Origin of the sequence: Undibacterium sp. SXout7W (assembly GCF_049339385.1) — a bacterium.
In the GTDB taxonomy this organism is placed as follows: domain Bacteria; phylum Pseudomonadota; class Gammaproteobacteria; order Burkholderiales; family Burkholderiaceae_D; genus Undibacterium.
Genome location: NZ_JBMPPF010000003.1, coordinates 203,034 through 227,294, shown reverse-complemented (window position 1 = coordinate 227,294; position 24,261 = coordinate 203,034). Strand labels below are relative to the sequence as shown.

Genomic DNA, 24,261 nt, shown 5'->3' with positions numbered 1-24,261 from the left:
TGAATGTCAAATGCGGCGGGATATCGACGCACGAATATTGCCATGGTGGAGGACTGCGGCAATCAGTGCATCGATATCCTGCTGCATCGTACGATGATTGACGATGGCAGCGCGTATCGCTGCTTTGCCCTGTATGGTGGTGGTCGATGGTGCTGCAATACCTGATTCATGCAGGTCTGCGACGATATCGCGATTGAGTTCGTCGAGTTGTTCCGCCGTGATCTGATGGTTTGGGTGATCTGTACGGTCTGGATGGTAACGAAAACAGACAATATTCAATGTCACCGGCGCGAGTAATTCAAGTTCTGAATGTGCAGCGACTTGTGTCGCCAGATAGCGTGCCAGATAGCAGGTGTGCGCCATGCTTCTGCCCATCTTTTCGGTACCGAATACGGTGATCGTGAACCAGGTTTTGAGCGCCCTGAACCCACGCGATAAATCGGGGCCAAAATCACAGGGCCACGGCGAACCGCCAGCAAGCCCGCGGGTTTCTCGTCGCAGATACGTCGCCGGCGCTGCAAAGGCATCCATATGCAGACTGGCATCGCGTACCAGCAAAAAGCCAGCGTCATATTGTACTTGCCCCCATTTATGAAAATCGAAAGCGATGGAGTCTGCGAGTTGTATGCCTTCCAGTAACGGCGCTATCTCCGGCGACATCATGCCCAGAGCACCATAAGCACCATCGACATGAAACCAGATACGTTCGGTGTTGGCGATGCGGGCAATTTGCGCCAGATCATCAATTGCACCGGTATCGACCGTACCGGCAGTACCTGCAATAAAGAAGGGAAGTAATCCGGCCGCACGATCAGCCTTGATGGCTGCTGTCAGGGCAGTAAGATCCATCTGGTGCTGTTCATTGGTTGGAATCCGGCGCAGGGAGGCGATACCCAGTCCGGACAAATCCATGGCCTGCGCAATGCATCCATGCGCTGCCGCAGACGTATAGGCAACGCAGTGATGACCATTTGCCAGCAGGCCTGTCTGTCTGACAGCCTGTCCCAGGGCGGTTGTTCTGGCAACCAGTACGCTCATCAGATTGGCCATGGATGTACCGGTAACAAACACACCACTGGCGGTATCCGGAAACTGAAACAGTTCACGCATCCAGCGCACGATCTGTCGTTCAACTTCGACGGGCATCTGGTTGCGACCACCCAGATTGGCATTCAATCCTGCTGCGAGTATCTCTGCAGCCATACCAACCGGTGTGCCGCCGCCATGCACCCAGCCCATAAAGCCCGGATGCGCATTGCCCACAGCATACGGCAGAATGTCATGCATAAACTGTGCGTGTGCAGCTGCCAGGTTGCCTTCCTTCTGAGGCAATGGGGCGTGGAAATGAGTGCGAATTTCATCGGGAGCAGCTTGCCATACCGGACGCTCACGAATGTGCTCTATGTAATCGAGCATGTCATCGAGCATGCGATGACTTTGCTGACGGAATGCAGGCCAGTCATCCGGGTCCAGGGTATCTTCGGGCAGCTTGTTCATTGATGCGGCAAGTGAATATCAATAGTTGATTATCGCACCTCGAAAAGCGCTTGAGCAAATTTTCCCGTGGGATGGCCTTGGTCGTGTCTTGTGATGATGCCGATATGGTCGGTTGTTCTTGGTTATTGCTGGTGTTGATGATATGAAAAAAGCCACGCGTTCTGCGTGGCTTTCATTGCTGATCAGATATTGGCTACTGACTTATTCAGCGCTCATTTCTTTGATCAGGCGATCGGCTTTATCAACGTGCTTCATTTGCCATAGCATGTAACGCAAATCGACTTGAATAGAGCGGGTATTGGCTTTATTGAAGTCCCAGTCAGAAATAATGGAATCCAGTGTTCCGTCAAAGGCTAATCCAATCAATTCGCCTTTGGCATTTAACGCCGCTGATCCTGAATTGCCGCCGGTGATATCCAGCGTCGCCAGAAACGCCAATGGTACTGCTTTGAGCGTCGGGTCGATATATTTGCCAAAGTCTTTGGCTTTAATTGCGGCCAATTGTGCTGCTGGAGCATTGAACTCACCGGTGCCCGTCGCTTTGGGCGGAATGCCATTGACGGTCGTGAATGCTGACCATGCAAGTCCATCTGCTGTACCGTGATCACGTCCGGCGACTTTGCCAAAAGTCACACGCAAAGTGCTGTTGGCATCCGGGTATACGGCTTGACCTTTGCTCTGCATGAAGGCGATTTTTGCTTTCATGTAGTTAGCGTAACTTTGCTGGATTTTTCCGCTCAGTTCTTCTTCCTGCGCCTCGCGTTGTCGCCCGCTGTCATAGAGTGCGACCGCCGCCTGAATGAAGCGATCATGGCTGGCCTGGAATTCTGCTGGCGTGCGGCTCAGCCAGACAGCTCGCTGCGCTTTGTCATTCAACTGACTGCCTGCATAGAGTTTGCTGATCAACGCACGGAGTTCGCTTTCAGACATACCCGCTGTCAAACCGAGAACGCGATCAAATTCTGTATAGTGCTCTGCCGCAGGCTGTGCATTGTATTGTGCAAGAAAATGCAGTACCAGCGCCTGATCCACTTTTTCATCGTAATTACGGTCGATTGCATCCACACTGGCTTTGAAGCGCGGCAAATCCCGTACCTGATAACCTGCTTTACGTTCCGTATCTGGTTTGGTGCTTTCGATGGCAAGGCGATACAGGTTGCGTGCCGTGTTTAAAAAGCGCGGTGTGGCGCGATCCAGATAAAAATCTCGCTTTGCCTGAGCATCGCGGCTGGCAATCAATTGTTCTATCTGGCGAATGTCAGCACCGAATTCCCGGGTACGGGCCGGATCAGCGTGGACCCAGTGTTTTAATGCGTCATGTTCGGCAGTTTTACGAGCAAGGAAATCACTTTCTGCATAGCTGTCGAGCATACCCTGGCGGTTTTTGTAGTAATTGTTGATGCCTGCGACCTGACCTGCATATTTGAGACGTGTATCCGGATTGTCTTTGGTTTCTTTGGCGATGATCGACAAGCTTTCACCGGAGGCTTTGACGAAGGCTGGGTAGTTCCAGTCAAACGTATAGGCAACTTCTGACGGCAAACGATGGCGGTTAGTTCTGCCTGGATAGCCAAGTACCATGACGAAATCACCTTCTTTCAGGCCATTTTTTGCCAGTTTCAGATAATGCTTAGGTACGTAAGGCACATTATCCTTGCTGTAATCTGCTGCTTTACCGTCTTTGCTGACATAAGCACGATAAAAACCGTAATCGCCGGTATGACGCGGCCACATCCAGTTGTCGGTATCGCCGCCGAACTTACCTACGCCCTCGGCTGGGGCATGAACCAGCCGTACATCACGGATTTCCAGTTGCTTGATCAGGTAGTACTCAAGACCGCCATAGTACGGATAGACATTGCAGCGATAACCAGCCTCTTTTTCACATTCAGCTACCGTCGTCTTGGAATTGTTTTCGATCGCATCCAGGCGCTGTTTTCCGGTTAATCTTGCCACTGCCGGGTTAATAATCTGCGCGGTGACATGGCGTACTTCACTGGTGACAAAAACACGGGAGCCGGGTGCTGCCGGTAATTCTTCTGCCAGTGTATGTGCGAGAAAGCCATTGGCCAGCAGATTGCGCTCAGGCGTGGAGTTGTGGGCAACACTGTTGTAGACGCAATGATGGTTCGTTACGACCAGACCTTGTGGCGAGACAAAGGATGCTGAGCATCCACCCAGGCTGACGATTGCGCCCATCGGAAACTCCGTCAGTCGCGTCAGATTCGCCGGATCAAGCTTGAGTCCGGCGGCGTTGAGTTGCTGCGCTATTTGTGGCAATTGTTGCGGCATCCACATGCCTTCGTCCGCGTACACGGTCTGGCTCAGGGTGAGAATCGCCAGCGTCATCAGTGTTTTTTTCATTCTTTTTTGAGTAATTTCTGAGTAATAAATGGGAAAATCAAGGTACATGCATCTTGTGAAGCACGTTATTCTGGCAATATCCGGTGGTATCGGTGCGCAGTCTGATGTTATCAGGCACGTTAGTGCGATGCCGGTCTGAAAAGTTCCCGGTGGGCGTTGTTGGCGAAGCGCTTTGTGATGACATTATGCCGCGTTGAGCTGGAGCGGCTGCAAAAAACGATGCAGCTTGATATTTCACAAATCATCTGGGCGATGAAAAGCCAATCATGAAACATCTGACAATAGAATTACTTACATAGTGTAAACTTCCGGTATGCATATTTATCTACCATTGTTAGCCGCTGTACTGTATCTCAGCGCTATTTTGATCCCACCTTCGCAGCGTAAACTGCACTACGGCCTGACGGTATTGGGCTGGTTGTTACACGGCGCGGCGTTATGGTTACTGGCATTTCCTTCTGGCTCTCTCCGGGTAGGTTTTGCGGTCATGCTGTCATCGGCCTTATGGGTATCGGTGTTGGTCTATCTGATTGAAAACCGCAATTTTTCTCTGGATGGATTAAAGTTATTACTGTTGCCACATGCCGCAGTCATGACTGTCTTGCCGGTATTTTTCCCCGGGAGTCTTACGACACTGGCAGGGAAGACTACGATGTTTCCGTGGCATGTCGGTATTGCGTTATTGGCATATAGTACGCTGACTATCGCAGCTTTTCATGCGGTGGTGATGTCAATACAGGATGCACATTTGCATAAGCTCCGCGCCAAACCGCAGCAAAGTTGGATGCATGCGGCGATAGACCGTTTGCCCGCGCTGATGACGATGGAGAAAGTGCTGTTTCGTCTGATTTCATTTGGTTTTGTGTTGCTGACCTTGACGGTTCTGTCCGGAGTCGTCTTTTCTGAGCAGATTCTGGGTGTCGCTTTCAAGTGGGATCACAAGACTATTTTGTCCTTGCTGTCCTGGATACTGTTTGCAGTGCTGTTGGCGGGACGCCACTGGCGTGGCTGGCGTGGAAAAACTGTATTGAGTTTTACCTTGTCGGGATTCATGACGCTGTTGCTGGCCTACGTCGGTAGCCGTTTTGTTCTGGAAGTATTACTGCACAGGAGTCTCGCATGAGAGCCTTGATGTGGCTGGGATTGCTCGTACTGGTGATCCTTGCATTGAAAAAAAAGAGTCAGCCATCCAATCTGCATCAGCAGACCACTCAGAATAATAGTGCCGATGTGCCACGACCAGGTCCGGCGTCGGCCGGTACCATCGAAACTATGGTGTGCTGCGCCCATTGCCAGATTTATCTTCCGGCTTCCGAAGCAATTTATCGCGGTCAACAGGTCTATTGCTCGACGGCGCATGCCGATTTGCATTGACCTCCCACTCACCTTCCGACACTGTGGATCATCCTACCGCCAGCGCTTTGCATTCTTCCCAGGAGATCGCCGCTGACTCGTTGTCGTTTGCACCTCATCCGGGATCTTCATTCTGGCGTTCTTTGCAGACGCTGAATATTTCGCGGATTTTGGTCGCGATCACCTTACTGCTGTTACTGAATTTAAAAAGCACCCGGGAACTCTGGATAGCGGAAGGGGTGTTGCCGGGTGATATTTGTCTGGCCTATGTGCTGGTGAGTATTGGTTTTTTTGTCCTGGCATATCGCTATAAACAGCGTTTTCTGCTGCAACTGATGACCCAGGTCTGGTTTGATATCGTCATCATTTCTTTGTTGTATCTGGCATCTGGAGGCGGCAAGAGCGGTTTTGGCATTCTGTATCTGTTTCCGCTTGCTGGTGCTGCGATCCTCGCGCCATTGTTGTTGGCATTTTTTGTTACGGCATTGGTCACGCTGGTGTTGCTGTCAGAGAGTGTTTTCCACATTCTGGAAACCGGTGATGTTTCTTCTATTTCGCAATCGGGTTTGTTTGGTGCTGCCTTTTTTGCTGTTGTTTATGTAGTGAATCGCCTCGCCAAAAATCTGATCCGGCAAGAGCAGTTGGCAACTCGTCGTGGTGACGAATTGTTGATGCAGCAAGCAATCAACCGGCTGGTGATTGCAGATATGGGCGATGGTATTGTGGTACTGGATCAGGAAGGTTGTCTGTTTGAAATTAATCCTGCTGCGGAACGCATGCTTGGAAGAAGCCTCACTAAGGAGATGGCGGGTGTCCGGTTGGCGGAGGTTGCATCCTTGCATCCTGTCAACGAGACCCTGAATGCGATCCAGAAAAAAAACGAACCCATTGAAAAAATGGATGATGCCATTTCTTTTGTTTCTATTCCTTGTTATCCGGACGCCTCTGAGGTCGAGTTGGGGGAGGGTGCGCTCCGAGCAGAGCGCCCGCATTTTATGACGCATCTGAAATTACGGTTTGTCTTTGTGAATGAGGCAGATATTGGCCACACTGGTGAACAAAAGAGCTCGTATATCATTATTTTTATGCAGGATGTCTCGGATATCGAAAATCAGGCACAGCAATTGAAACTCGCGTCTATGGGACGCCTGACAGCCAGCATCGCGCATGAGGTGCGTAATCCCTTGTCTTCTATTTCGTACGCAGCATCCTTGCTCAGTGAGGACGTAGAAAGTCTGGGTAATAATCCGACGCAGTCCGGACGACTGTTAAAAATCGTTGATGACAATGTACAGCGATTAAATCAGTTGATCGAAGACATTTTAAAGCTGTCTCGCAAAGCGAAAAATGATGTGGAACCCTATTTTTTGATGGGGCAGGTGCAAAGCGTGGTACAGGATTTTATCGAAACCAGATCGCTCGATCATGAATTGATTGTGCTGGATGCAAAACAGGACTTTAAAGTCAGTTTTGACCCTGACCATTTAAGAGAAATTATTTTTAATTTATTATCGAATGCAACACGGTATGCCAGTGGCCAACCTGCCAGTATCAAATTAATATCGCTGATCACAACGAACGGCAGGCACGAGTTACACATTCAGGACGATGGTCCCGGTATTCCTTATGATGTCAGGGCGCATTTGTTCGAACCGTTTTACACCACATCAAGAATGGGCACCGGATTGGGGTTGTACATGGCGCGCGAGCTTTGTCTGAATAATCAAGCTTTGCTTGACTACGAATACCGGAGCGAGGAAGGTGATTCCGGCATACGTGAGGCCAGCGGCCGGTTTGTGATCAATTTTTCAGGGTACAGCACATGAGTACGAATGAGTCTGCAGCTTGTCCACGCATTCTGGTGGTAGATGATGAAGCGCATTTACGTGAATTGCTGGAAATCACCTTGATTAAAATGGGCCTGGATGTGGATAGTGCGGCGTCTCTGGATGCCGCACGCAAGTATCTCCTCAAACACAATTATTCACTGGTGCTGACCGATATGCGCTTACCCGATGGTTCGGGTTTAGAACTGGTACAGGAAGTCGGGGTCCACTATAAAACGACACCGATCGCCGTGATTACCGCGTTTGGCAGTGCAGGAAATGCGGTGACTGCATTGAAAGCTGGTGCTTTTGACTATGTTTCTAAACCGGTGGCACTGGACCAGCTACGCAAACTGGTACGTTCTGCACTGGACGCCAATACCGTTGCGGCGATTGCCACAACAACGCCAATGCAGGATCAGCCCATGCGTACCAGCGCATCTTCCCTGATCGGTCAGTCTGCCGGAATGCAAGAAGTACGTTCGCAGATCCATCGCTTGTCACGTAGTATGGCACCCGTGATTATTACTGGTGAGTCTGGTTGCGGAAAAGAACTTGCTGCGCGTGAAATACATACCAGTAGTGCGCGTGCGAGCAAGCCGTTTATTGCCGTCAACTGCGGTGCCATCCCGGAAACGTTGATGGAGGCAGAATTTTTTGGTTACCGAAAAGGTGCTTTTACAGGTGCTGCCGATGACCGCGAGGGTTTTTTTCAGGCTGCGAATGGTGGGACGCTGATGCTCGATGAGGTTGCAGATTTACCTCTGGCAATGCAGGTCAAATTACTGCGGGCCATACAAGAGCGTCGCATTCGCAAAGTGGGGGCAACGGCTGAAGAAACTGTGGATGTACGTATTATCAGCGCCACACATCAGAACCTTGCTGCCTGCGTGGAAAGTGGTAAATTCCGGCAGGATCTGTATTACCGTTTAAACGTGATTGAATTACATTTGCCACCACTGCGCGAGCGCTTGCAGGATGTGTCTGAGTTGTCTGCTGGCATCTTGAAAAAACTCACTGGTAACGATGTCACTGTGTCTCATAGTGCCTTGAATGCTTTGTTAGCCTACGATTTTCCGGGTAATGTACGAGAACTGGAGAACATTCTCGAACGCGCGATTGCCTTTGCCAACGACGATTGCATCGAAGTACAAGACCTGGCCTTGCGTGGAGCACGTCGGTTTGTGGAGGCAGTTGATCCGCCACCTTCACCAGCAGCCAATACAGGGATTGATCTTGCCATTAAGGACTTACCTGGCAATATTTTTTCTGCTCCGGAACTTCCATTTTCTTTGCCGGAATATCTTGAAAATGTCGAGCGTGAACTGATCCGGCGTGCCTTGGTCAGGACATGCTACAACCGGACACAGGCCGCAGAATTGCTTGGCGTCAGTTTCAGGCAATTACGATATCAAATACAAAAATTGAAAATTCAGGAAACTGAATAGAAACCGAACAAATCCCTCGATTCTCCTTCTCTTTTTCTGCATCGATGATGCACGTCTGACTTAATTGTGTCAGAATCGCGCCCCCGACCCGTGAGGGTGACGATGCGTCATCGACCAGTATCAAAGCCTCTGCTTGCAATATTAGTCAGTATTGTTAATAAATATTTATATTTAAACCATAAAATGTTAGTACTTACTTTCAATATCGCTCCGCGTTTTAGCGGTTTGAAAAAGTCAACTCTGTTACGTTAATTTTTAATAAAAAAACAGGTTGCATCCCCTTATTGGTCGCACTAGAATTAGTCAAAATATTTTTTGTTGCACTATATGTAGTGGTTTTCTTTCGTTATGCGTCTTGCATTAATTTTCCAAATTGAGTAGTAAGTAAATAAAGAAATACGAAAAAAATACGCTGTTTGTGCTGTATTGCGCCTGTTTCCTGACAGGTGCTGCGTAATACCCATGTGTCATCTTCGCCTCGGATAGTGGCGGCGGGATGGCGAATCAAGATATCACTGACCCGGAGGCTTAATGCACTCTTCAATTGACACACCACTTTCCAATCATCCAGACGCGGGTTCCATGCTGAATCCGACAACTCACCCGACAATGACGACAGCGGCGATATACAGCGAATACCGCATCATTCGTCGTAATGGTGCTGTAGTGGGTTTTGAGCCAAGCAAAATCGCTGTGGCAATGACAAAAGCATTTCTGGCGGTGAATGGCGGACAAGGCGCTGCTTCAGCCCGCGTGCGTGAGTTGGTAGAGCAATTGACAGCGAGCGTGGTTGCAGCTTTGATGCGCCGCCAGCCCGCCGGTGGTACGTTTCATATCGAAGATGTACAGGATCAGGTTGAACTGGCGTTGATGCGTTCCGGTGAGCATGATGTGGCCCGTGCTTACGTACTGTACCGCGCCAAACATCAGGAAGAGCGCCGTTTGCAACGCGAAGCGCAACAGGCGACACAGGCGTTGCTGCCTCAGATCCATGTGGTGATTGATGGTGTTCGTACATTATTGGATGTGGAGAAAGTCCGTGCTCTGATTACTGCGGCCTGCGTTGGTCTGGATAAGCTGGCCGATGCGGAAGCGATTCTGACCGAAACACTGAAAAATTTGTACGATGGCGTACCGGTCGAGGAATTGCATAAGTCTGCGATTCTGGCGGCACGTGCGCTGATGGAAAAAGAGCCCGCATATAGTCAGGTAACTTCACGCTTGTTACTGCACACAATCCGTAAAGAAGTCTTCGGCAAAGAAGTGGCACAGCAGGATGCCGCTGCGGCATACATCACGTATTTTCCAGAATTTATTCAAAAAGGGATTGCAGCGGAATTATTGGATACAAAATTAGCAGAATTTGATCTGGATCGTCTGGCTAAATCGTTGGTAGCTGACCGTGATTTGCAGTTCAGCTATATTGGTTTGCAAACATTATATGATCGGTACTTCCTGCATGTACGCGGTACCCGTATTGAAATGCCGCAAGCTTTCTATATGCGTGTGGCCATGGGATTGGCGCTGGAAGAAAAAGATCGTAATGCCCGTGCGATTGAATTCTATAACCTGCTGTCCAGCTTTGACTTTATGAGCTCGACACCAACATTGTTTAATTCCGGCACGCTGCGTTCGCAACTGTCTTCCTGCTACCTGACGACTGTGGCAGATGATCTGGGCGGTATTTATGATGCATTGAAAGAAAATGCCTTGCTGGCGAAATATGCGGGCGGTCTGGGAAATGACTGGACACCTGTACGTTCGCTGGGTGCGCACATTAAAGGAACTAACGGCAAATCCCAGGGGGTGGTGCCGTTCCTGAAAGTGGTGAATGACACTGCTGTGGCAGTCAACCAGGGCGGCAAGCGTAAAGGCGCGGTCTGCGCTTACCTCGAAACCTGGCACATGGATATCGAAGAGTTCCTCGACTTGCGTAAGAATACGGGTGACGACCGTCGCCGTACGCATGACATGAACACCGCAAACTGGATTCCTGATCTGTTTATGAAGCGCGTGATGGAAAAAGGTGACTGGACACTGTTCTCACCTTCCGACGTGCCTGATCTGCATGATAAATTCGGCAAGGCATTTGAGCAGGCTTATCTGGCTTATGAAGTGAAAGCCGCTTCAGGCGAACTGGATTTGTTTAAAAAAATACCGGCGCTGGATCTGTGGCGCAAGATGTTATCGATGCTGTTTGAAACCGGCCACCCATGGATTACATTTAAAGACCCGTGCAATATCCGTTCACCACAACAGCATGTTGGCGTGGTTCACTCCTCTAATTTGTGTACAGAAATTACACTGAACACAAATGAAAGCGAAATCGCGGTATGTAATCTGGGTTCGGTGAACATGCCTGCGCACATGAAAGATGGTCAGCTGGATCATGTGAAACTGCAAAAAACCATACGTACCGCGATGCGGATGCTGGATAACGTCATTGATATTAACTACTACGCTGTAGAAAAAGCGCGTCAGTCGAATCTACGCCATCGTCCGGTCGGTATGGGTATTATGGGTTTCCAGGATTGTTTGCACATGATGCGCGTACCGTACGCCTCGAATGAGGCAGTGCAGTTTGCTGACACGTCGATGGAAGCCGTTTGCTACTACGCTTACCTTGCTTCGAGCGAACTGGCCGAAGAACGTGGCACTTACAGCTCTTACCAAGGCTCGTTATGGGATCGTGGTATTTTGCCGCAGGACTCTCTGAAGCTGTTGGCGGAAGAGCGCGGCGGTTATCTGGAAGCAGATTTCTCCGAGACAATGGACTGGAGTATCGTGCGTAATCGTATCAAGCAATTCGGTATGCGCAACTCAAACTGCGTAGCGATTGCTCCGACGGCGACGATTTCCAACATCATTGGTGTATCAGCCTGTATCGAACCGACATATCAGAACCTGTATGTGAAATCGAACCTGTCTGGTGAATTTACTGAGATCAATGAACATCTGGTGCGCGATCTGAAGGCGCGCGGTTTGTGGGATGAAGTCATGATTTCTGATCTGAAGTATTTTGATGGCAGTCTGGCCAAGATTGATCGCATTCCTGAAGATCTGCGTGAGTTGTATGCCACCGCGTTTGAAATCAGCCCTTCATGGTTGGTAGAGGCGGCATCCCGTCGCCAGAAGTGGATCGATCAGGCGCAATCCCTGAATATTTACATGGCTGGTGCATCAGGTAAAAAGCTCGACGAAACCTACAAACTGGCTTGGTTGCGTGGTTTGAAAACGACGTATTACCTGCGCACGATTGGTGCTACCCATACAGAAAAATCAACATCCAAAACAGGTGCTTTGAATGCTGTTGCAGTTGACGGCGGTAGCAGTTTCAATGCCGCCGCTGTCGCGGCAAGCCAGGTTGCTCCAGAAGCAGAGGGCGCAGCATGTTATTTGCGTCCTGGTGATGCAGGCTTTGAAGAGTGTGAGGCTTGCCAGTAAGCGCTTAGTAAAAGTTGATAAGCGTTCGCCAGATATCGTCTGACAAACATCAAGTGACAGCCGGTGGGCTGTCACTGACATCAAGAAACCGGATGACCAAAGTAGTAAGGCAGCAAACAAGCAAGCGGATCTGCAAATATCCAGCTTCATGTTCGGTTTCACATAATGATTTATCTAATAAGTAAGGAATACCATCATGCTTTCATGGGATGACGAGGAAGTCGCGCCAGTTTCAGCGCCAGCGACATTGCCAAAATTGGCGCAAACGCCAGAGCATATCGACGCGGGTCTGAGCTTGCGAACACAAGAACTCGCCCTGAATCCAGCGGTCGTTACAAAATCTGCCGCTGCTGCACCGGAAGAAATCGCACGCCGTGTCAATGCGGCTGACAAGCGCATCATCAATGGCCAGACAGACGTGAATCAACTGGTGCCGTTTAAATACAAATGGGCATGGGATAAATATCTGGCAGGGTGCGCTAATCACTGGATGCCGCAAGAGATCAACATGCAGCGTGACATTGAACTCTGGAAAAATCCTAACGGACTGACCGAGGATGAGCGTCGTCTGGTCAAACGTAACCTTGGTTTTTTTGTGACTGCCGATTCACTGGCGGCAAACAATATCGTGCTAGGTACGTATCGTCATATTACTGCGCCGGAATGTCGTCAGTATTTACTGCGTCAGGCGTTTGAAGAGGCGATTCATACGCATGCATATCAGTACATCGTCGAATCTCTGGGATTGGATGAAGGCGAGATATTTAATGCCTACAATGAAGTAGAGTCGATTCGCGACAAGGATCAGTTCCTGATTCCGTTTATTGATGTGCTGACGAATCCAGAATTCAAGACTGGCACGACCGAAGCAGATCAGACTTTGCTGCGCTCCCTGATCGTATTTGCCTGCCTGATGGAAGGCCTGTTTTTCTACGTTGGCTTTACCCAGATTCTCGCATTGGGACGTCAAAATAAAATGATGGGTGCGGCAGAACAGTATCAGTATATTTTGCGTGATGAATCGATGCACTGTAATTTTGGAATCGATCTGATTAATACGATTAAGATGGAAAATCCGCATTTGTGGACACCTGCATTTCGGGATGAAATTAAATCGTTGTTTTTGCATGCGGTAGAGTTGGAATATCGTTACGCAGAGGATACAATGCCGCGTGGAGTACTAGGATTAAATGCGCCAATGTTCAAAGGATATTTGCGCTTCATCGCAAATCGGCGCGCACAGCAAATTGGTCTGGATACTTTGTTTCCGCAGGAAGAAAATCCTTTTCCCTGGATGAGTGAAATGATCGATTTGAAAAAAGAACGCAACTTTTTTGAAACGCGTGTAATTGAGTACCAAACTGGCGGAGCGCTCAACTGGGAATAAAAGCTGTAGTGAGCATGCCGTATTCCAGACAAATGGAATCTCATAGTTTGGGCAAGAAATAAAACACGAGAGGCCTCACCAAACTGAATGAACAGTCATCGATTAAATTGCTTTGAACTGTTAGTGCCGCAATACCTGGCAATACCGGGTATTGCGGCTTTTGGTCTTGAACTGCGTGTTTTACAAACAGATACCAACGCCGGCTTGTAATAGCAGGCGTTTTTGAGACTGCAGGTTCATCACAATATGAACGGCAGTCATATGGCTGAAGCGCTGCATCTACTGAGGGGGCGCAGCAGTTCAGCCGGTGCCGGATTCATTAGCGCAAACAACTTTTATGTTTGCGCCGATGAATAATCCGCTTGAATGGATAAAGCGGATTTAATTAATAGAATTTTTTCCATCTCAATTGAAGGAGAAACAAAATGGCAACAGCACCAGATGCCGCAGTAGCAAAAAAAGCGACTGCGAAGAAGGCGGCAGCAAAACCTGCTGCGAAAAAAGCAGTAGCAAAACCAGCAGTAAAAACAGCAACTAAGGCAGCAACGAAAGCAGTTGCAGCAAAGCCAGTAGCGAAAAAGGCAGTAGCGAAGCCAGCAGCAAAAACGGTAACGAAAGCAGTTGCAGCAAAGCCAGTAGCGAAAAAAGCCGCAGCGAAGCCAGCAGCAAAAACGACAGCGAAAGCAGTTGCAGCAAAACCAGTAGCGAAAAAAGTAGCAGCGAAGCCAGCAGCGAAAGCGACAGCGAAAGCAGTTGCGGCAAAACCAGTAGCGAAAAAAGTAGCAGCGAAGCCAGCAGCGAAAGCGGCAACGAAAGCAGTTGCAGCAAAACCAGTAGCGAAAAAAGCAGCAGCAAAACCAGTAGCGAAAAAAGTAGCAGCGAAGTCAGCAGCAAAAACGGCAACAAAGGCAACAACGAAAGCAGTTGCAGCAAAGCCAGCAGCGAAAAAAGTCGCAGTGAAGCCAGCAGCAAAAGCTACAGCGAAGGCAGTTGCAGCAAAACCGGTAGCGAAAAAAGCAGCAGCGAAGCCAGCAGCAAAAACGGCAACTAAGGCAACAACGAAAGCAGTTGCAGCAAAGCCAGCGGCGAAAAAAGCAGCGGCGAAGCCGGCAGCAAAAACGGCAACTAAGGCAGCAACGAAAGCGGTTGCAGCAAAACCTGTAGCGAAAAAAGCAGCAGCGAAGCCAGCAGCTAAGAAGGCTCCAGCAAAAGCAGCGACGCCAGATGCAAAAACAGTCGTGAGCCCAAATGCAGCATGGCCATTCCCGACAGGTGCTCGTCCTGAGTAAGTTGAATTACTTGGAGGCCTGATTTTATTCAGGCACAATACCCACTGCGTGCTCCGTCACCCGGTGGGTTTTTTTTGAGGAATTCTCGTGCTACATGGAATTATTACCTTTGTTATCGATACCGTTACCGGTTTGTTCGCGGGGTTTTTATTACTCCGTTTCTGGATGCAGGTGCAGCGTGTCAGGCCACCACTTGGCCTGGCGCAAGCTATATTCCAGATTACTGACTGGCTTGTGCATCCTATCCGGCGCATTGTTCCCGGATTTGCGGGGTATGACTGGGCTACGCTGATCGGCGCTTTTTTGGTCGCCTTGCTATCCATGTTAGTTGACGTCTGGCTGTTGTCACAGTTTTCTGTGCAGACGATATTTTTACTCGCGATATTCCGGATGTTGCAATGGATCTTGTATGGGTTGATGGCGTTGCTGGTGTTGGAGGCCGTGTTCAGTTGGGTCAATCCGCATGCCCCATTTGCTCCATTTGTCAGGGCCTTGAACGAACCAGTGCTGTCGCCTTTTCGTAAGCTGATCCCACCGCTTGGCGGCTTGGATTTTTCACCACTGGTTGTCTTGATCGTATTGCAGGTTCTGAGCAAAGTGTTGAATGAACTTTTGCTGAAACTCTTTATGCTTTAATCTGGTGCAGCAGAACTGGATTCTCTGATAACGAGTCGTGATGTCAGCATTTCCCTGCGCAAAGGGGCATCCGGATGCGTAATTCGGTTGACCAGAATTTGCGCTGTCATACGCCCGATGTCATGTTTGGGTTGAGCAATCGTTGTCAGCGGTGGCGTACTAAAAGACGCCAATGCAATATCGTCATAACCGACAACGGACAGTTCTTGCGGCACTTTGACGTTTGCCTGATTTGCTGCACACAAGCCGCCAATCGCCATCAGATCATTGCTTGCAAAAATCGCGCTCGGGCGGTGTTCTAACGCCAGTAATGCCTGGAATGCATTAAATCCACCTTGGCTGGTGAAGTCGCTGTGTATCAGATATGCGGGGTTAAATTCCAGACCGGCTTCTTTCAGCGCTCGTAAATAACCCGCAACGCGATCCCCGCTAGGGAGCAGGCTTTCGGGGCCGGCAACACAGGCGATTCTTTTATGACCAAGTTCCGTCAGATAGCGAGTTGCTTCGTAGCCACCTTGCTCATGATCTGCTTCAATAAAGTCGGCGAGTACGCCACTGACTTCCCGGTCTACCAGTACTTTGGGAATGCCTTCATCTGCCAGTAATTGAGTTAATTCTGTATCTGATCCTGATGACACCAGAATCAGTCCATCAATCCGTTTTTCCATCAGTACGCGAATGTAGGCAGCCTGTTTTTTCGGATCATCGTAGGAGTTACACAAAATGATGTTGTAACCAAGTTTGAACGAGGCGTCTTCTATCCCTTGTATGATTTCTGCAAAATAAGGATTGGAGTTATTGGGAATCATCATGCCCAGAGTATGGGTGCGATCATTCTTGAGGCTACGTGCCACCGCGCTGGGGATATAACGCAATTCCCTTATTACAGAGAGCACACGCTCTCGCGCATCATCGCTGACGACCCGGGTATTGTTGATCACATGGGAAACGGTGGTGGTGGAAACGCGTGCTTTCTCTGCGACCTGCTTCATTGTTGCCATAAAGTTCCTGCCTTTCTATGGCAAGATTATGACGCAGGATACTCACCGCAGTAAAATTTTCTGCACCCTGCTTTATTCTTATTGAAAAGGACAGGTATGACAGATCTGATCATTCGTAATGCGCGTTTACCCGATGGACGTAGCAATATTGATATTGCGATTGCAGATGGGCGCATATTCGCGCTTGCCCCGCGTTTGCCTTTGACTGCAAATGCAGAGTTGGATGTTGCCGGAAATCTCGTCACGCCGCCTTTTGTGGATGCTCATTTTCATATGGATGCCGTGCTGAGCTATGGTATACCGAGGGTGAATCAGTCTGGCACGTTGCTTGAAGGCATTGCTTTGTGGGGAGAGTTAAAGCCGCAGTTGACTCAGGATGCCTGGATTAAGCGGGCGTTGCGCTATTGTGACTGGGCTGTAGCGAGAGGTTTGCTGGCGATACGCTCTCATGTGGACATCTGTGATGATCGTTTGCTGGCCGTAGAGGCATTGCTTGAGGTTCGCCGGCAGGTGGCGCCTTACTTGGATTTGCAACTCGTCGCTTTTCCGCAGGACGGTTTATTGCGTAGTCCAACGGCAATGGACAATTTCAGGCGCGCCATCGGGATGGGTGTTGACGTTGTGGGCGGCATTCCTCATTTCGAGCGCACCATGGCAGAGGGCGCCGAATCTGTCAGGTTGTTGTGTGAGTTTGCGTCTGCGAAAGGTTTGCGTGTAGATATGCATTGCGATGAGTCCGATGACCCATTGTCGCGACATATAGAGACGCTGGCGTTTCATACTCAGCGCCTTGGTTTGCAAGGGCGAGTTGCTGGATCGCATTTAACGTCGATGCATTCAATGGATAATTATTATGTCAGTAAGCTATTACCCTTGATAAGGGAGGCTGGTGTGGCAGTGATTGCCAATCCTCTGATCAATATTACCTTGCAGGGACGACACGATAGCTATCCCAAACGACGTGGAATGACCAGGGTGCCAGAATTGATCGCGGCTGGGATTGATGTCGCCTTTGGGCATGATTGTGTATTGGACCCATGGTATAGCCTGGGGTCTGGCGATATGCTGGAAGTGGCGCAAATGGGCTTGCATGTAGCGCAGATGACGGGACAGCAAGCAATGCAGCAGTGTTTTGCTGCCGTAACGGATGTCTCCGCACGTATCTTGGGTTTGGAGGGGTATGGTCTGGAACCCGGGTGTTTTGCCGATCTGGTCGTGCTTGATGCTGGGAGTGTGATTGAGGCCTTGCGCCTGCGATCTGCACGCAGATATGTATTACGTCGTGGTCAGATCATTAGTCAGGCACCGGCACCACATGCACAGCTGTCATTACCCGGTCGCTCTGGTATTGTCGACTTCCGAATATAAATACAGACTGAGTAAATACAGGCTGAGTAAATACAGGCTGAGTAAATACAGGCTGAGTTCAGTCTGTATTTAATGCATATGGCCTGCCTAAGTGAATACACAGGCCATATGGGGGATCGCAAAATGACGGCACTGGGAACATATTTGGCCGCCAACGACGTAATTGAATACCTATCAGAGTTCTGCAAATGCCTTTGCTGCTGCTGCAATGGTGTCCTGAATAATGATGTCGTTATGGCTTGCAGACACAAAACCTGCTTCAAATGCAGATGGCGCCAGATAAACACTCGCATCCAGCATCAGGTGGAAGAAACGGTTAAATGTTTCTTTGTCGCTCGCCATGATTTCAGCATAGGATGTTGGTACTTTGTCAGAAAAATACACGCCAAACATGCCGCCGACGGCATCGGCACTGAACGCCAGACCTGCTTGTTTCGCTGCCGCAGACAAGCCATCAGCTAATGTCCGTGTTTGCTTGGTCAGGTATTCATAAAACCCAGGTGCCTGAATGAGTTTTAATGTCGTCATTCCTGCGGCAACTGCAACCGGATTACCCGATAAAGTGCCTGCCTGATAGACACCGCCCAATGGTGCCATATGCGCCATTAAATCTGCACGTCCACCAAATGCCGCAACCGGAAGTCCGCCACCGATCACTTTGCCCAGACAAGTCAGATCGGCTGAAATGTTGTATAACGCTTGTGCGCCGTGCAGGCCAACGCGGAAGCCGCACATCACTTCATCAAAAATCAGCACGCTACCGTGTTTTGTACACAGATCGCGCATGGTCTGCAGGAATTCCTGGGTAGCGCGGATCAGATTCATGTTGCCGGCGACGGGCTCCACAATCACACAGGCAATCTGATCGCCGATCGAGGCGAATACATCTTCCAGTTGTTGGCTATTGTTATAGTCAAGAACCAGCGTATGTTTGCTAAAGTCCTCTGGCACACCCGCAGACGTGGGATTGCCAAATGTCAGCAAGCCACTACCAGCTTTGACCAGCAAGGAGTCGGCGTGGCCGTGATAGCATCCTTCGAATTTGATGATCTTGTCGCGTTTGGTGGCGCCGCGAGCCAGGCGCAATGCGCTCATTGTTGCTTCGGTTCCACTCGAGACCAGGCGCACTTGTTCAATACTCGGAACAAGTTTGCAAATTTCTTCCGCCATCAGGATCTCACCTTCGGTAGGTGCACCGAAGCTCAGGCCGCGGCTGGCAGCTTCCTGCACTGCCTGAACGACGGCCGGATGAGCATGGCCAACAATTGCTGGGCCCCATGAGCCGATGTAATCAATGTAGCGTTTGTCTTCTGCATCCCAGAAATACGCACCCTCGGCGCGGGTAATGAAGCGCGGTGTGCCGCCCACGGAGCGGAAAGCGCGTACAGGGGAATTGACGCCACCCGGCGTGGTTTTTTGTGCGCGGGCAAACAAGAGATCGTTTTTATCTGTCATGTTAAGAGCTGAAAAGTAAGTTGATAGAGCAAATAGAGAGGTCGGGTATGTCTGCCTTGTCATGTACGGGGCGCACCAGACATTGTTTATTTATTCTGGCTCGCGTGCCCAGAAATAGCGATCTGGAATGAATTTTCCCATTCCCAGACGTTGCGCGTGGCTAATCGCGGCATGTGTGAATTCCTGTGCTTCCATAACTGCATCTGGAATCGGGAGTCCATTGGCTAGCAGCGCCGCAATGGCTGCTGACAAGGTAGAACCGGCACCTGCATGTGAACCAGGAATACGTGCCCAGCGATCATTACGCACCAGACCGGATTCGTTGTAAAGACTATTGGCAATTTCACCGCTGTCACTCGGTGTTCCTGTGACAAAAACATATTCGCAGCCAGAGTCGATAATCGTCATTGCACTGCTCAGCAAATCTGGTGTATCAGCTGCGTCTTCCCATGTTTCTGCTAGCCGCGCTAGTTCGACAGAAGAAATCAACAGGAGTGTTGCCTGCGGAATCAAGAGTTCGCGAATAGCCAGCACCAAATCTTCTGCATCCGGATTTTGTTCGTTAATTGCAGCGTTGAATGGGTCGAGAATCAGAGGTACATCTGGATAGTCAGAAATGATTTCAGCAATGGTAGCGACGTTTTCCACACTGCCGAGTTGACCAGCTTTAAATACCATCACCGGCATATCTTCGAGTACGGTACGTGCTTGCTCATCGACAAGATCGGCATCGAGCGCATGAAGATCGTCAATTTGCGAGGTATCTCCCGTGAGAATGGACGTCATGACCGGCAGACCGTGACAACCCATGGCAGCAAATGTGGCGAGATCAGCATGAATGCCTGTTGCCGCAACAGGATCGGATGCGCCAAAACTTAAAACAAGAGGAGAAATTTGGTTTTGCACGATGGGTAGATTAATATAGCTGACTTCGCTTGACTTGGGGGCTGGATGCTGTCGTGACCATGCTGTCTGGCCTTAAGTTTTGCAGCAATTTTACATTTTACTTGATTGAAGGGTTTTAGTCGTGAGTGATAATGCAGCGGGCAATATGGAATACAAGACGTGGATGTGTCTGATTTGCGGATGGGTCTATGAAGAGGAAAATGGATTACCGGAAGACGGTATTCCTGCCGGAACAAAATGGGAAGATGTGCCGATGAATTGGACTTGTCCTGAATGTGGCGCTCGTAAGGAAGATTTCGAAATGACAGCTATTTGACACGAATAGCAGCTTTTTTGACAATTTGGATGTTTATTCAAGGAAAAAAAGCGCAAAAGTGTTATTTTTTGTTACAGTGGTAAGTGACTTTAATTCTGCCGGGAAGAGATGATTTTATGTCAGTGATATCAGGCAACGAGAATTTGAAAATCATGGTGATCGATGACAGCAGTACTATTCGTCGGTCTGCTGAGATATTTCTTGGACAGGCGGGCTATAAGATAGTTCTCGCTGAAGACGGCTTTGATGCGTTGGCAAAGATAAATGACTCTCACCCGGATTTGATTTTTTGCGATATTTTGATGCCTCGTCTGGACGGTTATCAGACATGTGCGCTGATTAAGAAAAGTGCCAAATTCAGAGAAACTCCGGTTGTCATGCTGTCGTCTAAAGACGGATTATTTGACAGGGCACGCGGCGCCATGGTCGGCTCAGATGAATATCTGACGAAACCATTTACAAAAGACAGCTTGCTCAAAACAGTGCGTAATTACACTGCGGCAACACAGGTTGAATAAATCAGTTAAGTTAATGTGAGGTATAGACAGAATGGCTATTCAAAAAATTTTAGTAGTGGATGACTCTCCGACCGAGCGTTATTTTTTAACCGATGTCTTGGTTAAAAATGGCTTTTCTGTTTCCACGGCAGAAAATGGCGAAGAAGCGATGGGCAAAATCAAAGCAGACAAGCCACAGCTGATTCTGATGGATGTTGTCATGCCAGGACAGAATGGTTTTCAGATTACACGTGCGATTGCCAGAGACCCTGAAACACAGGATGTACCTGTCATTATCTGTACAAGCAAAAATCAGGAAACCGATCGTATCTGGGGATTGCGGCAAGGCGCACGTGATTATCTGGTCAAGCCGATTGACCCGCAGGAATTGCTGGCAAAAATCGCTGCTCTTGGTTAATTATTCTCAAGGTTTTCTACCTATTTTAGATATTCCCGGATTGCCTCATGACCCAGACTTTGAGTGACACCGTTGCGACCAACCTTGAAACGGTTAAATCTGATAGCGGTGTAAGACGTACACGTCTGCGCGAATTCCAGGCGCAGCTGGTTGAGCGTATGCAAGTGGCTCAGCGTGGCGGTTACACAAAAATCAGTCAGCTTGGAGTAATGATCGGTCAGACCCGTTACCTGGTTGACTTACGAGAGTCAGGTGAAATTGTCGGTGCAACGGCAGTCACCAAAGTGCCGTTGACCAAAGACTGGTACATTGGCTTATCTAATATTCGTGGTAATTTGACCAGTGTTGTTGATTTGCCACGATTTCAAGGGCAGGAATCAACAAAACTGGATTCTTCGTGTCGCATCGTCGCATTTGCTCCTGGTTTGGCATTTAATAGCGGTCTGTTAGTTTCCCAGGTTTTGGGGCTGCGCGATGTCGCAGAAATGACAGAAGTGCATGCAATGGTTAACGAGCACACCATTGAACACCCAGGCTGGCTGCAGAAAACTTATCAGGATCGCGATGGTAATGTCTGGCACTCCCTGAGCCTGGCGTCACTGGTGCAGGATCAGAATTTTTTGCAGATAGGTTTATAGTCGGTTTGCCCACATGGTAAAACTGATTGCTTTTCAATCGTTTAGGAGACTCAGTAATGGCATTTAAACTACCGTTCTTGTCCAAAAGAAAAGAAGATACGGAAATTGACGGGGCAGTGGCTGCGGCAAGGTCGTTCGGAAGTGCTGATTCGATTGGAGTTGAAGAAGCAAGTAATGTCAAAATGTTGACGCCAGCTTCACAGGCAGAAGATTCCGCGAAGCCAACAGTGGTCGCTGGTTCAGACGACCACGCCGACGCGACCTTCATTGGTGATGCGCTCGAAAAGGGCGGTGACATTCGTTTGCCATTGATCGGACATCTGTCATTGCAGCAGCAGATGCGCGTTTTGTCGATGACGATGGGTCTGGCCTTATTATTTGGTGCCATATTTGTTTGGTTAAATGCTAGTCAGTCCGCACTGATTTCAACACAGGTGCAGATTTCTGGTGAAGCGCTGATGCACTCGCAGCGTATCGGTAAGGCAGCGCCAAATGCGATTCAGGGTAACGTCGAAGCGTTTAAACAATTGGAAGACAGCCGCAAGGAAATGAATTCCGATCTGAACATTCTGTTAGTCGGTGGTAACTATCAGGGTCGTAATGTGGATAAAGCCGATTCTACGCTGGAACCCGTGTTGAAAGACACGCAAAAAGCATGGAAAAATTCTGATAAGGCAGCTGAAACAATTTTGATGCGCCGTAAAGAGCTGACCGGTTTCGGACAGACATTGCAAAAATTGAATGCCTTATCCCCGGTATTACTCGAATTGACTGAGCAGATTTCGACATTAAAAGTACAGGGCGGTGGTTCTGCACGTGAGATTAATGCTGCTGGTCAATTGGTGATGTTGACTCAGCGTCTGGGTCGTAGTGCGAATGAATTCCTGACATCTGAAGGTGTCAACCCTGAAACTGCATTCTTGCTGGGTAAAGACACGAACACTTTCCGTGATCTGGTTGAGGGTTTTCTGAATGGTAGCGATGTCTTGCGACTGACCGCCACCAAAGATGTCGATACGCGTGACAAACTCACTGAATTACAAAAAGCTTTTAGCGAATATCAGGTATCCGTTTCCAGCATCTTGGGTAATTTGCAAAATTTTATTGCTGCGAAACAATCCGAACAGCTGGTTTTTAATGAAAACGAAGAACTGAAAACCAAGTTAACCAAACTTCAAAAAACATATACCGAGCAGCAGGATTCTTCCAGTATTTATTTCTGGTTAATGCTGGTGAGCGCTGCTACAGCGCTGGCTGGTGCGGTTGGTGTTGCTCTGGTGTTGTTGCAGGATAGCCGTAATCGTGCAAAAGAAGCGAATGAACGCCGTCTGGAAGCGGGCGCGCAGATGATGCAAGCGCAGAAACAAGAAGAAGAGGCGAAAGCTGCGAATGATATGAATCAGGCTGCTATTTTGCGTCTGATGAATGAGTTGCAAGAAGTGGCGGATGGTGACTTGACCGTGCAGGCAACGGTTTCTGAAGATATTACTGGTGCGATTGCCGATTCTGTTAACTACACCGTGGAAGAGTTGCGCGGTCTGGTTGGTCGTGTGACGGCTACGGCGCAGCAAGTTACTTCAGCATCTACACAAGCGCAGGATATTTCTAGCAATTTGCTGGACGCATCTGAGCAGCAATCGCGTGAAATTACCGATGCCGGTCAAGTGGTTCTGACGATGGCAGCTGAAATTACCGACGTTTCCCGTTCTGCGAATGAGTCCGCAGAGGTTGCGCGTCAATCGGTTGCTGCGGCGGAACAAGGTGCGCATGCGGTGGAAAACGCGATCAAGGGTATGAACGAGATTCGTGAGCAAATCCAGGAAACATCCAAACGTATTAAACGACTGGGTGAATCTTCACAAGAAATTGGTGAGATCACCGAGCTGATTTCTGACATTACTGAACAAACCAACGTACTGGCGCTGAATGCGGCGATTCAGGCTGCTTCCGCCGGCGAGGCGGGACGCGGCTTCTCGGTGGTTGCGGAAGAGGTTCAGCGACTGGCGGAACGTTCAGCTGAAGCGACCAAGCAGATTGGTGCGCTGGTGCGTACGATTCAAACGGATACCCATGACGCGGTTGCCGCGATGGAAAAATCCACGCAGGGTGTGGTTGAGGGAGCCAAACTGTCCGATGCGGCTGGTACGGCGTTGTCTGAAATCCGTAGCGTTTCTAACCGTCTGGCTGAACTGATTCAGGGCATCTCGCTGGCGACGGAGCAACAAGCTACTTCCGCTAACGGCGTTGCACAGAATATTCAGCATATCTTGACTATCACGGAACAAACGCAGAACGGTACCCAACAAACGGCAGAGTCCATTAAAGAATTGTCAATGTTAGCTGAGGAACTCAAGAACTCAGTATCCCGTTTCCGGGTTACTGCCTGATTCCCCAGTCCTGGACTGTACATTTTCAGTC

The 24,261-nt window shown here is 49.2% G+C and carries 19 protein-coding genes; 14 read left to right on the top strand and 5 right to left on the bottom strand.

The features are described 5' to 3' along the window. Window positions 1–6 precede the first annotated feature (6 nt). Complete coding sequence (locus tag ACO0LB_RS04955) at window positions 7–1,497, bottom strand: pyridoxal phosphate-dependent decarboxylase family protein (RefSeq protein ID WP_423047079.1); 1,491 nt, start codon at window positions 1,495–1,497, stop codon at window positions 7–9. A 201-nt stretch (window positions 1,498–1,698) separates the two neighbouring features. Continuing rightward, entirely contained in the window at window positions 1,699–3,861 is a 2,163-nt protein-coding gene (locus tag ACO0LB_RS04950; protein ID WP_423047077.1) for a S46 family peptidase, read from the bottom strand. A gap of 313 nt (window positions 3,862–4,174) precedes the next feature. On the opposite strand from ACO0LB_RS04950, the gene ACO0LB_RS04945 reads away from it, so the two are divergent. From ACO0LB_RS04945 to ACO0LB_RS04910, 8 genes are all read left to right on the top strand, one after another. After that, window positions 4,175–4,984 carry a cytochrome C assembly family protein gene (locus tag ACO0LB_RS04945; protein WP_423047075.1) on the top strand — a complete coding sequence of 270 codons (810 nt, stop codon included), beginning with the start codon at window positions 4,175–4,177 and terminating at the stop codon, window positions 4,982–4,984. Next, entirely contained in the window at window positions 4,981–5,235 is a 255-nt protein-coding gene (locus ACO0LB_RS04940) for a PP0621 family protein (RefSeq protein ID WP_423047073.1), read from the top strand. Before ACO0LB_RS04945 ends, ACO0LB_RS04940 begins: the two co-directional genes overlap by 4 nt. Then, window positions 5,232–7,040: a sensor histidine kinase gene (locus ACO0LB_RS04935; RefSeq protein WP_423047071.1), complete on the top strand. Its 1,809-nt coding sequence runs from the start codon at window positions 5,232–5,234 to the stop codon at window positions 7,038–7,040. Before ACO0LB_RS04940 ends, ACO0LB_RS04935 begins: the two co-directional genes overlap by 4 nt. Beyond that, window positions 7,037–8,488: a sigma-54-dependent transcriptional regulator gene (locus ACO0LB_RS04930; RefSeq protein WP_423047070.1), complete on the top strand. Its 1,452-nt coding sequence runs from the start codon at window positions 7,037–7,039 to the stop codon at window positions 8,486–8,488. The genes ACO0LB_RS04935 and ACO0LB_RS04930 overlap by 4 nt, the downstream gene beginning before the upstream one ends. A gap of 582 nt (window positions 8,489–9,070) precedes the next feature. After that, the gene (locus ACO0LB_RS04925) at window positions 9,071–11,932 is read left to right on the top strand and encodes a ribonucleoside-diphosphate reductase subunit alpha (RefSeq protein ID WP_423047200.1); all 2,862 of its coding nucleotides are present in this window, start codon (window positions 9,071–9,073) and stop codon (window positions 11,930–11,932) included. Window positions 11,933–12,128: 196 nt separating this feature from the next. Then, window positions 12,129–13,319, top strand: coding sequence for a ribonucleotide-diphosphate reductase subunit beta (locus ACO0LB_RS04920; protein WP_423047068.1), 1,191 nt, complete (start codon window positions 12,129–12,131; stop codon window positions 13,317–13,319). 425 nt (window positions 13,320–13,744) lie between these two features. Continuing rightward, complete coding sequence (locus ACO0LB_RS04915) at window positions 13,745–14,608, top strand: histone (RefSeq protein WP_423047066.1); 864 nt, start codon at window positions 13,745–13,747, stop codon at window positions 14,606–14,608. A gap of 87 nt (window positions 14,609–14,695) precedes the next feature. Next, window positions 14,696–15,244, top strand: coding sequence for a YggT family protein (locus tag ACO0LB_RS04910; protein ID WP_423047064.1), 549 nt, complete (start codon window positions 14,696–14,698; stop codon window positions 15,242–15,244). On the opposite strand, the gene ACO0LB_RS04905 is transcribed toward ACO0LB_RS04910, so the two are convergent. Beyond that, a complete protein-coding gene (locus tag ACO0LB_RS04905) occupies window positions 15,241–16,245 on the bottom strand; it encodes a LacI family DNA-binding transcriptional regulator (RefSeq protein ID WP_423047062.1) in 1,005 nt (334 codons plus the stop codon). The genes ACO0LB_RS04910 and ACO0LB_RS04905 overlap by 4 nt on opposite strands. 96 nt (window positions 16,246–16,341) lie before the next feature. On the opposite strand from ACO0LB_RS04905, the gene ACO0LB_RS04900 reads away from it, so the two are divergent. Further along, window positions 16,342–17,613: an amidohydrolase family protein gene (locus ACO0LB_RS04900; protein ID WP_423047060.1), complete on the top strand. Its 1,272-nt coding sequence runs from the start codon at window positions 16,342–16,344 to the stop codon at window positions 17,611–17,613. A 174-nt stretch (window positions 17,614–17,787) separates the two neighbouring features. On the opposite strand, the gene hemL is transcribed toward ACO0LB_RS04900, so the two are convergent. Together hemL and thiD are read right to left on the bottom strand one after the other, a co-directional pair. Then, window positions 17,788–19,068 (bottom strand): glutamate-1-semialdehyde 2,1-aminomutase, encoded by a 1,281-nt coding sequence (gene hemL, locus ACO0LB_RS04895; protein ID WP_423047058.1) that lies wholly within the window; start codon window positions 19,066–19,068, stop codon window positions 17,788–17,790. Between the two features lie 90 nt (window positions 19,069–19,158). Further along, on the bottom strand, window positions 19,159–19,974 hold the full coding sequence (thiD, locus tag ACO0LB_RS04890) for a bifunctional hydroxymethylpyrimidine kinase/phosphomethylpyrimidine kinase (RefSeq protein WP_423047056.1): 816 nt from the start codon (window positions 19,972–19,974) through the stop codon (window positions 19,159–19,161). A gap of 145 nt (window positions 19,975–20,119) precedes the next feature. Here thiD and ACO0LB_RS04885 point away from each other — a divergent pair, with 145 nt between their 5' ends. From ACO0LB_RS04885 to ACO0LB_RS04865, 5 genes are all read left to right on the top strand, one after another. Next, window positions 20,120–20,290 (top strand): rubredoxin, encoded by a 171-nt coding sequence (locus ACO0LB_RS04885; protein ID WP_423047198.1) that lies wholly within the window; start codon window positions 20,120–20,122, stop codon window positions 20,288–20,290. A 116-nt stretch (window positions 20,291–20,406) separates the two neighbouring features. Continuing rightward, the gene (locus tag ACO0LB_RS04880) at window positions 20,407–20,808 is read left to right on the top strand and encodes a response regulator (RefSeq protein WP_423047196.1); all 402 of its coding nucleotides are present in this window, start codon (window positions 20,407–20,409) and stop codon (window positions 20,806–20,808) included. Window positions 20,809–20,839: 31 nt separating this feature from the next. Beyond that, the gene (locus ACO0LB_RS04875; protein ID WP_423047054.1) at window positions 20,840–21,205 is read left to right on the top strand and encodes a response regulator transcription factor; all 366 of its coding nucleotides are present in this window, start codon (window positions 20,840–20,842) and stop codon (window positions 21,203–21,205) included. A 47-nt stretch (window positions 21,206–21,252) separates the two neighbouring features. Next, complete coding sequence (locus ACO0LB_RS04870) at window positions 21,253–21,843, top strand: chemotaxis protein CheW (protein WP_423047052.1); 591 nt, start codon at window positions 21,253–21,255, stop codon at window positions 21,841–21,843. Window positions 21,844–21,899: 56 nt separating this feature from the next. Beyond that, a complete protein-coding gene (locus tag ACO0LB_RS04865) occupies window positions 21,900–24,230 on the top strand; it encodes a methyl-accepting chemotaxis protein (protein ID WP_423047050.1) in 2,331 nt (776 codons plus the stop codon). Window positions 24,231–24,261: the final 31 nt, after the last annotated feature.